At 70.6% G+C, this 12,299-nt stretch carries 11 protein-coding genes and 1 pseudogene; 3 read left to right on the plus strand and 9 right to left on the minus strand.

Going from position 1 to position 12,299, the window contains the following annotated elements; genetic code table 11:
- Positions 1-4 precede the first annotated feature (4 nt).
- Positions 5-949 (minus strand): EamA family transporter, encoded by a 945-nt coding sequence (locus CLV63_RS07675; RefSeq protein ID WP_106582221.1) that lies wholly within the window; start codon positions 947-949, stop codon positions 5-7.
- 87 nt (positions 950-1,036) lie between these two features.
- Here CLV63_RS07675 and CLV63_RS07680 point away from each other — a divergent pair, with 87 nt between their 5' ends.
- A complete protein-coding gene (locus tag CLV63_RS07680) occupies positions 1,037-1,546 on the plus strand; it encodes a MarR family winged helix-turn-helix transcriptional regulator (RefSeq protein ID WP_342751366.1) in 510 nt (169 codons plus the stop codon).
- On the opposite strand, the gene CLV63_RS07685 is transcribed toward CLV63_RS07680, so the two are convergent.
- The 4 genes from CLV63_RS07685 to CLV63_RS07700 all read right to left on the minus strand — a co-directional run bounded on the left by CLV63_RS07685 (position 1,547) and on the right by CLV63_RS07700 (position 4,642).
- Complete coding sequence (locus CLV63_RS07685; RefSeq protein ID WP_106582222.1) at positions 1,547-2,536, minus strand: pirin family protein; 990 nt, start codon at positions 2,534-2,536, stop codon at positions 1,547-1,549.
- Between the two features lie 159 nt (positions 2,537-2,695).
- On the minus strand, positions 2,696-3,310 hold the full coding sequence (locus tag CLV63_RS07690) for a TetR/AcrR family transcriptional regulator (RefSeq protein WP_106582223.1): 615 nt from the start codon (positions 3,308-3,310) through the stop codon (positions 2,696-2,698).
- Positions 3,311-3,347: 37 nt separating this feature from the next.
- Positions 3,348-3,908: a hypothetical protein gene (locus CLV63_RS07695; protein WP_106582224.1), complete on the minus strand. Its 561-nt coding sequence runs from the start codon at positions 3,906-3,908 to the stop codon at positions 3,348-3,350.
- Between the two features lie 125 nt (positions 3,909-4,033).
- Complete coding sequence (locus tag CLV63_RS07700; protein WP_106582225.1) at positions 4,034-4,642, minus strand: class I SAM-dependent methyltransferase; 609 nt, start codon at positions 4,640-4,642, stop codon at positions 4,034-4,036.
- A gap of 82 nt (positions 4,643-4,724) precedes the next feature.
- Between CLV63_RS07700 and CLV63_RS07705 the strand changes: the two genes are divergently transcribed.
- Positions 4,725-5,207 (plus strand): MarR family winged helix-turn-helix transcriptional regulator, encoded by a 483-nt coding sequence (locus tag CLV63_RS07705; RefSeq protein ID WP_106582226.1) that lies wholly within the window; start codon positions 4,725-4,727, stop codon positions 5,205-5,207.
- A 110-nt stretch (positions 5,208-5,317) separates the two neighbouring features.
- Here CLV63_RS07705 and CLV63_RS07710 read toward each other — a convergent pair whose 3' ends face one another.
- Positions 5,318-6,748 (minus strand): ABC transporter substrate-binding protein, encoded by a 1,431-nt coding sequence (locus tag CLV63_RS07710; RefSeq protein ID WP_170134169.1) that lies wholly within the window; start codon positions 6,746-6,748, stop codon positions 5,318-5,320.
- 464 nt (positions 6,749-7,212) lie between these two features.
- Here CLV63_RS07710 and CLV63_RS07715 point away from each other — a divergent pair, with 464 nt between their 5' ends.
- The gene (locus CLV63_RS07715; protein WP_106582228.1) at positions 7,213-8,628 is read left to right on the plus strand and encodes a sugar porter family MFS transporter; all 1,416 of its coding nucleotides are present in this window, start codon (positions 7,213-7,215) and stop codon (positions 8,626-8,628) included.
- A 42-nt stretch (positions 8,629-8,670) separates the two neighbouring features.
- Here CLV63_RS07715 and CLV63_RS07720 read toward each other — a convergent pair whose 3' ends face one another.
- From CLV63_RS07720 to CLV63_RS07730, 3 genes and pseudogenes are all read right to left on the minus strand, one after another.
- On the minus strand, positions 8,671-10,017 hold the full coding sequence (locus tag CLV63_RS07720) for a DUF2252 domain-containing protein (protein WP_106582229.1): 1,347 nt from the start codon (positions 10,015-10,017) through the stop codon (positions 8,671-8,673).
- A 102-nt stretch (positions 10,018-10,119) separates the two neighbouring features.
- A pseudogene (gene thrS, locus CLV63_RS07725) lies at positions 10,120-11,355 on the minus strand (threonine--tRNA ligase); the annotation flags it as partial.
- A 211-nt stretch (positions 11,356-11,566) separates the two neighbouring features.
- Positions 11,567-12,178: a TetR/AcrR family transcriptional regulator gene (locus tag CLV63_RS07730; protein WP_106582231.1), complete on the minus strand. Its 612-nt coding sequence runs from the start codon at positions 12,176-12,178 to the stop codon at positions 11,567-11,569.
- Positions 12,179-12,299: the final 121 nt, after the last annotated feature.

The following is a 12,299-nucleotide window of genomic DNA, read 5'->3' on the forward strand; positions in this document are numbered from 1 at the left end:
GGTGCTACTTCCTTCCTGGTGTGCGTGCATTTCGCGGCGGACGGGGTGCGGCGGGGGACCGGCGGACGAGGGAGCGTGCCGCGTCCGGACTGAACTGCGCGGCCGCGATCGACAGCAGGCAGAGCCCGAACCCGACGCCCTGGAGCGGGGTGAGGGACTGGTCCAGCACCAGCCACCCCAGTGCCGCTGCCACCGCCGGCGAGAGCAGGGGGAGGAAGGAGACCGCTGTGACCGGGAGCCGGCCCAGGCCCTGGAACCACAGCACGTAGGCGAGCGCCGTGCCGACGAGGGTCAGCCAGGCGTATCCGCCGAGCGCCGCGGCGTCGGGGACCGGTGGGAGCCCTTCGGCGGCGAGGGCGAGCGGGGCGAGGAGAAGGCCGCTCGCTGTGAGCTGCCAGCCGGTGAAGGCCATCGTCCCGGTGCCCGGCGGGCGCCCCCAGCGCTTGGTCAGCACGATCCCGGCCGCCATCGACGCGGCGGCGGCGAGCCCGGCGAGGACGCCGACGAGGTCGAAGGAGACCTGCCCCCGCAACACCATCAGGCCGACGCCGACCACGCCGGCGAGCCCCCAACCGAGCCGCCATCGCGTCGGGCGCTCGCCGAGCAGCAGGAACGCGATCCCCACGACCAGGAGCGGTTGCACGCTGGTCAGCGTGGCCGCGACACCGCCGGGGATCCGGTAGGCCGCCACGAACAGCAGGGCGTTGAACGCGCCGATGTTCAGGGTGCCCAGCACGGCCGAGCGCCACCACCAGTGGCCCCGCGGCAGGGTCCGGGTGATCAGGAGCAGCAGCAGGCCCGCCGGGAGCACCCGGATCACGCCGGAGAGCAGCGGGATGCCCGGCGGCAGGAACTCGGTGGTCACCAGGTAGGTGGTGCCCCAGGACACCGGGGCGAGCGCGGTGAGGGCCGTGAGCAGCACGACCCGCTCGGACGCGTTCCCCGCCATCACAAACCCCTTAACATTGAACTGTTCGATGACGAGGAGCGTAGACAGCCGTTCTCTCAATGTCAAACAGTTCAACGTTAAGGACATATGGTGGGTGATGACCTGGACTGGGTGCTGGAGCAGTGGCGGGCCGAGCGGCCCGACATCGACGCGAGCCCGATGGGCGTGGTGGGCCGCATCCAGCGGGCGTCCCGAATGCTGGAACGCGGGCTGAGCGACTACTTCGCCACCCACGGCCTCCAGCTCTGGGAGTTCGACATCCTGGGTACGCTGCTGCGGTCCGGGCCGCCCTACGAGCTGACCGCGGGCGCCCTGAGCAGGGCGTCCATGATCAGTTCGGGCGCGGTGACCAACCGGATCGACCGACTGCTCGGCAGGGGACTGATCGCGCGCGCGCCCGATCCGGCGAACCGGCGCAGCATCCTGATCCGGCTGACCGACAGCGGGCGGGAACTCGCCAACACGGCCCTGGAGGGCCACGTCGACAACGAAGTCCGGCTGCTCGCCTCGCTCGGCCCCGACGAGCAGGAACGCCTCGCCGACCTGCTTCGCACACTGCTCACCGGGCTCGGCGACCTCCCTCCCGAGGGCCGCTGATCACCATCGGGGCGGCGCGGGGCGGCGGCGGGGCCTGAGGCGGGCGTTGGGCAGGGGAGGGGCGGGGATCCGGTCGTCGCCGTGGCCCGCGACCCGCCCGAACCGGGAATCGGCCCGCTGCCACTCCTCCCGGGCGCGCGCGATGTCCTCATGGCTGCGGCCGATGAAATTCCACCACATCACCAGCTCCTCCTCGAAGGGCGCGCCCCCGATGAGCAGCAGGCGGGCGTCCCCGTGCGCGGTGAGCCGGAGCCCGCTGCGCCCGGTGCCGAGGTACAGCAGGGGGCCGGGCGCGGTGTCGGTGCCCGCCACCGCCACCGACCCGGCGACCACCAGCACCGCGTGCTCGAAGTCCGGGTCCAGCGGGACCTCGGCCGTGCCCGGGGCCATGCTGATGTCGGCCCCGACGAGCGGGCTGTGCACGGTGGCGGCGGACGCGGCCCCGGCAAGGGAACCGACCAGCACGGTCGCGCGCAGCGGGCCGCGCCGCACCTGCGGCAGGTCGCCGTGGTGCTCGAACGCCGCTGCGCCGCCGCGCGCGGACTCGGGCAGGGCGATCCACAGCTGGAGCCCGTGCAGCGGCTCGCCGCCATCCGCACCCTCCGCGCCGCCCGCGTCCGCCGGCGAGAACTCCGAGTGGGACACGCCGTGCCCGCCGGTCATGAGGTTGAGTTCGCCGGGGCGCACGATGAGGTCGCTGCCGAGGCTGTCGCGGTGCCGGATCCGGCCGGTGAGGGGCCAGGTGACCGTCTGGAGCCCGGTGTGCGGGTGCGGGAGCACCCGCATGGCGGCCGCGGAGGGCCCGAACTCGTCGAGGAAGCACCACGCGCCGACGGTCGGCAGTTCCCGCTGCGGCAGGGTCCGGCGGACCGTGGTGTCGCGCACCCCGCCGAGCGGCACCTCGCGGGCCGCGAACACCCGCCCGGCCGGTCCGGGCGGCGCGAGCGAGGTGCACAGGCTCTCGGCCGGGTGCGGATCGAGGTTGCTCATGCGGCGTCGCCTTCCCTGTCGTACCGGGCACCGACCCGTGTGGCCGGACCGCGGGGCGGCGGCCCCGTGAGGACGCTGCCCGTCTGCGATGAGTATCCCGAGCGGGGCCAGTCTGCACCCGAGGTGACCGCCCGCGCGCGCTTGGCTGCCATGGGGGTGTCATTCCTTCCGGGGGGCGAGACCTGCGGCGACGATGTCGATAAGCAGGTCGAGGATCGTGGGATAGAGGTCGGGGGAGGCCAGGCGGTCGGCGTTCATCGGGACGAGCAGAACCGCCTGTAGCACGCCGACGATCACCGCGGGGTCGGCGTCGATCAGTTCGCCTGCCGCGTGCTTGCTGGTGATGACCTCGTACAGGGCGGTGACCGGGTTGTCGGGCGCCGAGGTCACCACACTCGGGTCGAGCCGGCGGGCCACCGCGGCCATCTCCTCGGGGTGGGTCATCAGGCGCCCGTAGAGGGGGTCGGTGGTCAGCTCGGTGATGGTCGCGTGCAGGAACCGGCGCAGTCCTTCACGAGCGTCCTCGGCGCTGAGCAGCCCCTCATCGACGACGTGCCGCTTGACCTCGGTCATACGGCGCGTCATCAACTCCAGGTAGAGGGCCTCTTTGGAGTCGAAGAACTGGTAGAAGCTGCTCTTGGCGATCTGGGCGGGGGCGACCAGTTCCTCCAGCGAGGTCTTGCGCAGGCCGCGGGTGGTGAACAGGGTGCGGCCTGTTTCCAGCAGCACGGCGGTGACGCGGGCCTTCTCTTCGGCGGAGAACGCGGGCGGCATGGCGGTACCTTCCTTCGGATGTTTGCGACCGTCGTGGTCATATGGTTTCAGAACTCGACGCCGCGCGGCCCTGTATGCCGCTGCCGCCGCGGCCCGTCAGGGACAGGCGCACGCCCCGCCACCGGGCCACGGCCACGATCACCGCCGTCATCACGACGGCACTGAGCCCCAGCGGAAGCACCGTGGCCAGGCCGTCGGCACCGGAATTGGCGATGGTCCAGGCGATCTTCAGGGCGAGTCCGCCGTCGATGACCACCAGCCCCCACCCCAGGGAACGCTGCCAGAACGCCGCGCACAACCCTCCGATCAGCGCAGGAACCAGGGGCAGGGTCGCCCAGGTGACCCAGGTCGGGTCGGCGAACAGTTCCTTTTCCATTTCCAGCACCCCCTGCATCGCGGGGTCGATCTCGCCCGGGGCGGGGGCGGGAAACCAGAAGAAGCTGGAGAGCATCGCCGCGATCGTCACCGCCAGCCCCACCGGTCGGCGCGTCCAGCAGAAGTAGGCGATCGGCAGGAAGAACAGCGGGCGGATGTACCAGCTGAGCGGGTTGAGGTGGCGGGGCCAGGCCCAGGTGAGGAAGTCGGTGAACAGGTCCATCTCGGATCCTTTCGTCGTGCGCACCCTTCATGCTTGATCCTATAAAAACATACTGGACATATGTTTTCAACACACGTGACCAGATGGCGGGTGCCACCGGTCGGTGGCACCCGGGGCATTGCGGCTCAAGCGGGGGCGGCCGTCATGACGTGGCGGGCGCACCGCGGGAACACCGGGACGCCGGTGCGGATCAGGTCGCGCCGCGCCGGGCGGCCCGTGAGCAGGGACCGGGAGCGGGCGGCGGACACGAGCATGTCGAACGGCGCGCGCTCGAAGTCGTAGACGGCGAGGCGGCCGCCCGGCTTCAGCACCCGCGCCAGTTCCGGGACCGCGCCGTCGGGGTCGTCCCAGTGGTGCAGGCTGAACGAGCTGACGATCAGGTCGAAGGAGTCGTCGGGGAACGGCAGGTCGGTGACGTCGCCGACGCGGGCCGCGGCGCGTGCGCCGAAGGGGCCGAGGTTGCGCTGTGCCGCGGCGACCATGTCGGCGGACAGGTCGACTCCGGTGATGCGCAGGTCGGCGCGGCGCCGGGCGATCTCCGCGACGAGGACGCCGGGGCCGGTGCCGACGTCGAGGACCGTGCCGTTGTCCGGGGCGACGTCGGCGACGTCCTCGGCGATGCGGGTGTAGAGGCCGCGCAGCAGCCACCGCGCGATGCGGTCGTAGGCCCGGGTGCCGCGTCCCTGGAACAGTTCGGGCATGTTGGCGGCGGGGAATTGTCCGTTCGTGTGCATGGCGCACACCCCTTAGAGTTGTGTCGTGCAACTTTCCCTGAGGGTACGAGCAATAGTTGTACAGCACAACTCTTAATCGCGGGTGACCCGCAGCAAGGAGGCGGAGGGCGTGGCCGAGTCGGTGCCCGAACGCGTGCACATGATGCTCATGGACCTCGTCCGGGGCGCGGGGCTGCTCCAGCCCGAGCGGCCGGTGCCCGGCCTGCCGGTGTCGCTCTCCCAGGGGTTCGCCCTGCACGAGCTCGACACCGACCCCCCGCTCTCGCAGCGCGACCTCGCCGAACGCCTCCGGCTGGAGAAGAGCACGGTCAGCCGCATGGCCGCGGACCTGGAGCGCAAGGAGCTGCTCAGCCGCGAGCGCGACCCGCACAACCGGCGGCTCTACCGGCTCCGGCTCACCGACCAGGGGCGCGCCCTGCACGAGCATATGGCCCGCACGTTCCACGGCGCCTACGTCCGCTGGGTCACCGCCATGACCTCCGAGGAGCGCGACGCCCTCCTGGTGGGGCTGCCCGCCCTGGTCCGCGCCATCCGCGCCGACAACGGCGGGGAGCAGTCCCCCTGAGCCCACCCGCCCGGGGCCCCGGGCGGCGTCCGCGGCGGGAACGGTGGTTCCATCGATAGAAAAAAGGGGGACGCGCGGTCGGCACCGCACGTCCCCCCGGGTCGCCCGCGCTACTGGTCGGCGCGGTCGGCCTGGAACTTCTGCCAGTCCTTCTGCACCGTGCCGAGGAAGCCGTCGGTGCTGGTCTTGCCGCCCAGCAGCTCCTGGGTGGAGGCCGACAGGGTGTCGTACATGGTGTCGGTCGACCAGTCGAGGTAGCCGACCTGGCCGTCGTCCTTCAGGGTGGCGTTCGCGGCGTCGATGCTCTCCTGGGAGAGCGGGTCCTTGCCCTTGACGTCGGGGGTGGCGACCGGGATGCGGCCGAGGTCGGCCAGCGTCTGGGCGAACTCCTCGTCCTGCTGCATGTCGAGCAGCGCGGTCGCGGCCGGGAGCTTCTCGGTCTTTGCGTTGATGTGCCACGGCAGCCCGGAGGAGCCCTGGGTGACGTGCCCGCCGCTCTTGCCAACGGGCGGCGCCATGAACCCGATGTCCTTCGCGCCGGCCTTCACCAGCGCCTCGGCGTTCCAGTCGCCGCCGATGAAGAACACGCCTTCGCCCTCGCCGAACTTGGTGGTGGCGTCGGCCTCGGCGAGCCCGTTGTAGCCCTTCTGGATGTAGCCCTTCTCCGACCATTCCACGAGCTTGTCGGCGGCCTTGAGGTTGCCCTCGGCGACGAAGTCGGCGCCCTCGGACCCGTTGATCCAGTCGGTGATGGCCAGCGGTTCGCTGTAGGCGCCCTGGAGCACGCCGAACACCTGGAACGCCGGGTACTTGTCGGCGTTGCCCAGCATGAGCGGCTGCTCGTTGCCGTCCTTGGCGGTCTTCATCGCCGCCTCAAGGTCCTCGATGGTCTCGGGCTGCTCGATGCCGAGGTCGGAGAGCTTCTTCTTGTTGTAGAAGACGCTGACGAGCTGGGTCACGGGGCTGATGCCGTACAGCGTGCCCTGGCCGAAGTGGTTGCCCGCGTCGTCCCAGCGCATGGACGCCAGGAACGACGGGCTGAGGTTGCCGCTCCACTTGTAGGCTTCGGCGATGTCGTCGATGGGGCGGATGAGTCCGCCCTTGACCAGCGCGCCGTCGACGGAGTACCCCTGGTTGCCCTGCACCAGGTCGGGCGCGTCCTTGCCGCCCGACTTCAGCGCGGGCACGACGGTCTTGGTGAGGTCGTCGAAGCTCTTGTAGGTGACCTTCACCTTGACGTTGGGGTACTTCTTCTCGAACTGCGGGACCAGCTCTTCGAGGGTGCCCTGTTCGTTCTTGTCGGCCCATACCCGCAGAGTGGTGGAGTCTCCGAGCTTCTCGACGTCGGCGTCCTTGAACGGCGACGTCACTTTCTCGTCCGGGGAGAGCTGGTGCGGCCCGCTCGCCTCGTCCCCTCCGGGGGCCCCGCACGACGCCGCCGTCAGCACGGTGGCGAGGACCGCGCCGACTGCGGCGATGCGCCGGCGGCCGGGGCGGCGCGCTGCGCCGCGGTGCGGGGTGATGGAACTCGGATCGGTCATGAGATTCATTCCTCCAGGGCCATAGCTGTCGCCTGGCCCCATGCGCAACAGTGGTGCTCGATGCTTTCAGGGAGCATTCCGGACAGTCCATAGCCAGAGCACCGTTAAACCCCGAGAGGTCGATGAATCGTTATAAACGATGATCGATCATTACCGAAGTGCGCGGCACGACCGTGATTCCATCGGACAATTCCCGCATTGTTCATTAATACGCGCAAACAGGACTGTACACCTCTGAAAGGTAATTCTTTCGCAAAACATGTTGTAGCGCCATTAACAGCATTATTCGGAGTTGACAGCGCGAAACCACCCAGCGCGGATGCCGGGTGCCCCCGCCACGCCGTGATCCGCCGACTCTGTGCATTCGCGCAGGTCGCATGGCATAAACAATGGGGCGCACGTCAAGGTGCGGGCCCGTGCCGGGGGAGTGCGCACCGGGGCGACCATCGGGCTCCTGGGGGTCGATGGTGTCCACTGCGCAACCGGGCGAGGGCGGTGTCTCGGGGGAGATGAACATCGTCCACGTGGCGATGATCGCCGGCGCCGCCGCCATGGGCGGGTTCCTGTTCGGCTACGACAGCTCGGTGATCAACGGCGCCGTCGAGGCGATCCAGGCCCACTTCAAGGTGGGCGCAGCCGAGACCGGGTTCACCGTCGCCGCCGCGCTTCTCGGCTCGGCCGCCGGCGCGGCCATCGCGGGCAGCATGGCCGACCTCCTCGGCCGGATCCGGGTCATGCAGATCGCCGCGATCCTGTTCGCGGTCAGCGCCGTCGGCTCGGCGCTGCCCTTCGCGATCTGGGACCTCGCGCTGTGGCGGGTGGTCGGCGGCATCGCCATCGGCATCGCCTCGGTGATCGCCCCCACCTACATCGCGGAGGTCGCGCCGCCGGCCTACCGGGGCCGTCTGGCGTCCCTCCAGCAGCTCGCGATCGTCCTGGGGATCGCGGTCTCCCAATTGGTGAACTACGCACTCGCCGCCTCGGCCGGCGGCAGCGCCCGCGGGATGCTCGGCCCCTTGCAGGCGTGGCAGTGGATGCTGGGCGCGGCACTGGTACCCGCGATCATCTACTACCTGGTCTCGCTGCTCATCCCCGAATCACCCCGGCACCTGGTGCGGGTGGGGCGGGTCGCCAAGGCCCGCACGGTCCTGTCCGAGGTCGAAGGCGGCGACGTCGACCTGCGGATCGAGGAGATCAAGACGGCACTGGGGTCGGAGTACAAGCCGCGGCTCAGCGACCTCGTCGGCAGGGCCGGCCTGCTGCCGATCGTGTGGATCGGCATGGCGCTCTCGGCGTTCCAGCAGCTCGTCGGCATCAACGTGATCTTCTACTACTCGGCGTCGCTGTGGCAGTCGGTGGGGGTGGACGAGAGCAACTCCCTGCTGCTGTCGCTGTTCACCTCCATCGTCAACATCGTGGGCACCTTCATCGCCATCGGCCTGGTCGACCGGATCGGCCGCAAGCCGCTGCTGCTCATCGGCTCGGCCGGCATGGCCGTCGCCCTCGGCACCACGGCGTTCGCGTTCAGCCACGCCGATGTCACCGGCGAGCAGGCCGCGCTGCCGTTCGCCTGGGGCGCGGTCGCCCTGGTCTCGGCGAGCACGTTCGTGCTGTTCTTCGCCCTGTCGTGGGGTGTGGTGACCTGGGTGCTGCTGGGCGAGATGTTCCCGCTGCGCATCCGCGCCGCGGCGATGGCGGTGTCCACCGCCACCCAGTGGATCGCCAACTGGCTGGTCACCGTCAGCTTCCCCAGCATGCGCGACTGGAACCTGACGGGGACCTACCTGGTCTACACGGCGTTCGCGGTGCTGTCGTTCCTGTTCGTGCTCCGGTTCATCACCGAGACCAAGGGCCGCACCCTGGAGTCCATGAAGCTGTGACCGTCCGGTGCCGCGGGCGGTGGCGGCCCGCGGCACCGGGGGTCACGACTTCTCGGTGGAGCGGACCCCGGCGATCGCGTCGTTGCGGAACGCGTCGACGAACAGGGCGTGGTCGCCGCGCACCTGCGCGGCGTAGCGGTGGGCGAAGTCGGCCATCCAGTCGGTGAACTCCTGCTCGCGGCCCGCCACGACGTCGAGGATCGCGGACTCGGTCTGGAACGGCACCAGCGACTGGTCGGAGTCGGAGTCGGAGACGCAGTGCGCCTTCGCGGTGGCGCGGCCCAGGTAGTCCAGGACGGGCAGGATCTCCTCGGGTTCGGTCAGCTCACTCCAGTCCAGGTCGGACACGTAGGGCGAGAGTTCGCTGACCACGAAGCCCACGCCGTTGATCTCGGTGTGGCCGAGCAGCGGATCGGCGTGCGCCTGGAGCGCCCGTTGCGACAGCGCTGTCCGGTGGCCGTGGTGGCGGAAGTAGCCGACGAGGCGCGGGTCGGTGACGACCCGCGAGGGCGCGGCGACGTTGCCCTGCTTGAGCGAGAGGATGACGTCGTTGTCGAGCGCCTCGCTGAACCCCTCGATCAGCACGCTGTAGGCGGGCAGCCCGGCGCTGCCGATACCGAACCCGGAGTTGCCCACCACGTCCTTGACCCGGTAGGCGATGGTGTTGTAGCGCTTGTCCTCGGGGATGGAGTGCAGGTAGGCGCCCAGCGCGTCGCACACGGTGTCGTACTCCGCCGCCGCCAGCCGCCGCACGCCGCCGACGTCGCGGAAGCGCCGCTCGTGGCCGTCGATGGAGGTGATCCTGTCGAGCAGCGCCACCCGGCTGTTCAGCCGGGCGTCCTGGAGCACGTCGTGCACTGCGCCGTCGGTGGAGTCCAGGCGCAGGGAGTACTCTTCGTCGCCCGTGTTGTGCGCGAACCAGCGCACCTGGTCGAGGTAGGCGCCGACGTAGCCGCGGACGAGCCGGTCGATCTCGGTGTCCGACAGCGCCTTGCTCCACGCCATGAGCGCGATGCTGGCGACGAAGCGCTGCACGTCCCAGGTGAAGTGCCCCAGGTACGCCTCGTCGAAGTCGTTGACGTCGAAGATCAGCCGGCCTTGGGCGTTCATGTAGGTGCCGAAGTTCTCGGCGTGCAGGTCGCCCTGGATCCACACCCGGGAAGTGCGGTCGTCGGCCCAGGGGTCGTCCATTCCGATCACGTCGGCGTAGAACACGCAGGCGCCGCCGCGGTAGAACGCGAACGGGTCGGCGGCCATCTTGCGGAACTTGGTGCGGAACGCGCCGGGGTCGGCCTCCATGAGCTCGGAGAACGCGTCCACGAGGGTCCGGACGATCATCTCCTGCCGGTCGTCGGTGCCGGGCGAGGGGGCGTGCTGAAGTCGGGGCATGCCCGGCTTCTCCCCACCGCCGCGCCCGGAAAACCGCCTGGCGGCCCGGTATCGGCGGTGACCGGGCCGCTGCGGGTCGGGCGCGGGCCGAGGCGCCCGCGGCTAGGCCGCCGCCGCGCCGTCCCACAGCTCGGGGCTGTGCGCCCGGATGCCGGCGCCGATGCCGGTGAGGACGTCGGCGGCGGGGCGCGGGCCGAGGCGCCGCCCGTCGCGCAGGCGAAGGGAGAGCAGGTCGTCGGCCGCCTCCCTGGCGCCGATGACCGCCTGGTAGGGGACCAGGCGCTCGGCGCGGATGCGGGCGCCGAGGCTGCCGCGCTCCGGCCCGGAGGTCGCGGCCCGCAGCCCCAGGTCGGCACAGCGCCGGACGAGCGCAGCCGCGCCGTCCTGCTCCGCGTCGGAGACCGGCAGCACCACCAGCTGGGTGGGGGCCAGCCAGGCGGGAAAGGCGCCGCCGTGCTGCTCGATGAGGTGGGCGACGGCGCGCTCCACGCTGCCGATGACACTGCGGTGGACCATGACGGGGCGGTGCTCGGCCCCGTCCGCGCCGGTGTAGTGCAGGCCGAACCGCTCGGGCTGGTGGAAGTCGACCTGGACGGTGGACAGGGTGGACTCGCGGCCGGCGTGGTCGGCGACCTGGACGTCGATCTTGGGGCCGTAGAACGCGGCCTCGCCCGCGACCGCCTCGTACGGCAGGCCGGAGCGGTCGAGGACCTCGGTGAGCAGCGCGGTGGCGCGACGCCACAGGTCGGGCGCAGCGACGTACTTCCCGCCGGGGCCGGGCAGGGAGAGCCGGTAGCGGGCGCGGGTGATGCCGAGCGCGGCGTAGGCGCGGCGGATCATCTCCAGTGCCGCGCGCGCCTCGTCCGCCACCTGGTCGGGGGCGCAGAAGATGTGCGCGTCGTTGAGCTGGACGGCCCGGACGCGGGTCAGCCCGCCGAGCGCGCCCGACAGCTCGGAGCGGTACATGCCGCCCAGTTCGGCGATCCGCAGGGGCAGCTCGCGGTAGCTGCGCCCGCGGGACCGGTAGATCAGCGCGTGGTGGGGGCACAGGCTCGGGCGCAGGACGACCTGGTCGGCGCCGAGGTCCATCGGGGGGAACATGTCGTCCCGGTAGTGCGACCAGTGCCCCGAGATCTCGTACAGCTCCCGTTTGGCCAGTACCGGCGAGTACACGTGCCGGTAGCCCGCCCGCTGCTCGGCGGTGCGGATGTAGTCCTCCAGGGCGTGGCGCACGGCCGCGCCGTCGGGCAGCCAGTACGGCAGTCCGGATCCGATGAGCGGGTCGGTGTCGAACAGGTCCAGGTCGCGGCCGATCCTGCGGTGGTCGTGCATGGTGGGCTCCTCACGGGCGAGGGGCGGGTGACCACACGGCGAAGCCCCGGGGCACTCGCCCCGGGGCTTGGATTCGCGACATCGGTCAGCGCGCCGGGACGGTCTCCGGCGTCGTCGTCATCGCGGCACGCTGCATGCCGGACACGGTAGCAGGGTGCGGCGGCGCGGGCACCCGGGTTTGCGCGGCCGGTGTGGCGGGTGCCGGCGCAGGGGGCGGTCACCGCGCGGGCAGGCCGTGCATCGCGATTTCGACGGCGCGTCGCATGGCCGCCCAGAACTCCTCGGGCGACTGCCCCAGTTCGATGCTCGTCAGTGCCGCCGCCCGAGTGGCGCCCACCATGGCGCCGACCACGGCACTGGAGCTGATCGGGTCGAGGTCGTCCGGGTAGGCCTTGAGCAGGGCGGCGGAGATCTCCTTTTGGAGGTCGAACACCATGTGCAGCGCTTTGGCCTGGAGGGCGGGCACGGCCATGACCAGCCGGGTGTAGGTCTCCATGAGGGCGGGGTCGCGCTGGCCGACACCCTCGGCCCGGTAGTCGGCGAGCAACGCGTCGTAGATCCGGACGACCAGGTCGGGGATGCTCTCGCCGGGGCGCCGGTCGGCGATCACGTCGAGCGGGATCGCGTGGCTGTACAGGGTGTCGGCGAACAGCACGTCGTCCTTGCTGGGGAAGTGGTTGAAGAACGTCTTCGTCGCCACGTCGGCCGCCGCGGCGATCTGGGCGACGGTCGTCTGCTCATAGCCCTGTTCGTCGAACAGCCTGATCGCCGTCTCGGCGAGCAGCCGCCGGGTCTGCCGCTTCTTGCGTGCGCGCCGTGACTCGTCCATGCGAAAATATTACATCATGACTATCATTGCGCTTGCTGCATTCTTACATGCGATGTAATTTTGTGAGGACGAGGTCGAGTTCGCCGGCGGACCCGGCCCGCCGCATCCTGGCGAATCGAGG

The sequence above is a fragment of the Murinocardiopsis flavida genome (assembly GCF_003014485.1).
In the GTDB taxonomy this organism is placed as follows: domain Bacteria; phylum Actinomycetota; class Actinomycetes; order Streptosporangiales; family Streptosporangiaceae; genus Murinocardiopsis; species Murinocardiopsis flavida.

Bases quoted from the DNA above. Each gene is read 5' to 3' on its own strand.
- CLV63_RS07730 (WP_106582231.1), bottom strand. From the start codon at position 12,178: ATGGACGAGTCACGGCGCGCACGCAAGAAGCGGCAGACCCGGCGGCTG.
- CLV63_RS07715 (WP_106582228.1), top strand. From the start codon at position 7,213: ATGGTGTCCACTGCGCAACCGGGCGAGGGCGGTGTCTCGGGGGAGATG.
- CLV63_RS07700 (WP_106582225.1), bottom strand. From the start codon at position 4,642: ATGCACACGAACGGACAATTCCCCGCCGCCAACATGCCCGAACTGTTC.
- CLV63_RS07685 (WP_106582222.1), bottom strand. From the start codon at position 2,536: ATGAGCAACCTCGATCCGCACCCGGCCGAGAGCCTGTGCACCTCGCTC.
- CLV63_RS07695 (WP_106582224.1), bottom strand. From the start codon at position 3,908: ATGGACCTGTTCACCGACTTCCTCACCTGGGCCTGGCCCCGCCACCTC.
- CLV63_RS07690 (WP_106582223.1), bottom strand. From the start codon at position 3,310: ATGCCGCCCGCGTTCTCCGCCGAAGAGAAGGCCCGCGTCACCGCCGTG.
- CLV63_RS07680 (WP_342751366.1), top strand. From the start codon at position 1,037: ATGGTGGGTGATGACCTGGACTGGGTGCTGGAGCAGTGGCGGGCCGAG.
- CLV63_RS07710 (WP_170134169.1), bottom strand. From the start codon at position 6,748: ATGACCGATCCGAGTTCCATCACCCCGCACCGCGGCGCAGCGCGCCGC.
- CLV63_RS07720 (WP_106582229.1), bottom strand. From the start codon at position 10,017: ATGCCCCGACTTCAGCACGCCCCCTCGCCCGGCACCGACGACCGGCAG.
- CLV63_RS07675 (WP_106582221.1), bottom strand. From the start codon at position 949: ATGGCGGGGAACGCGTCCGAGCGGGTCGTGCTGCTCACGGCCCTCACC.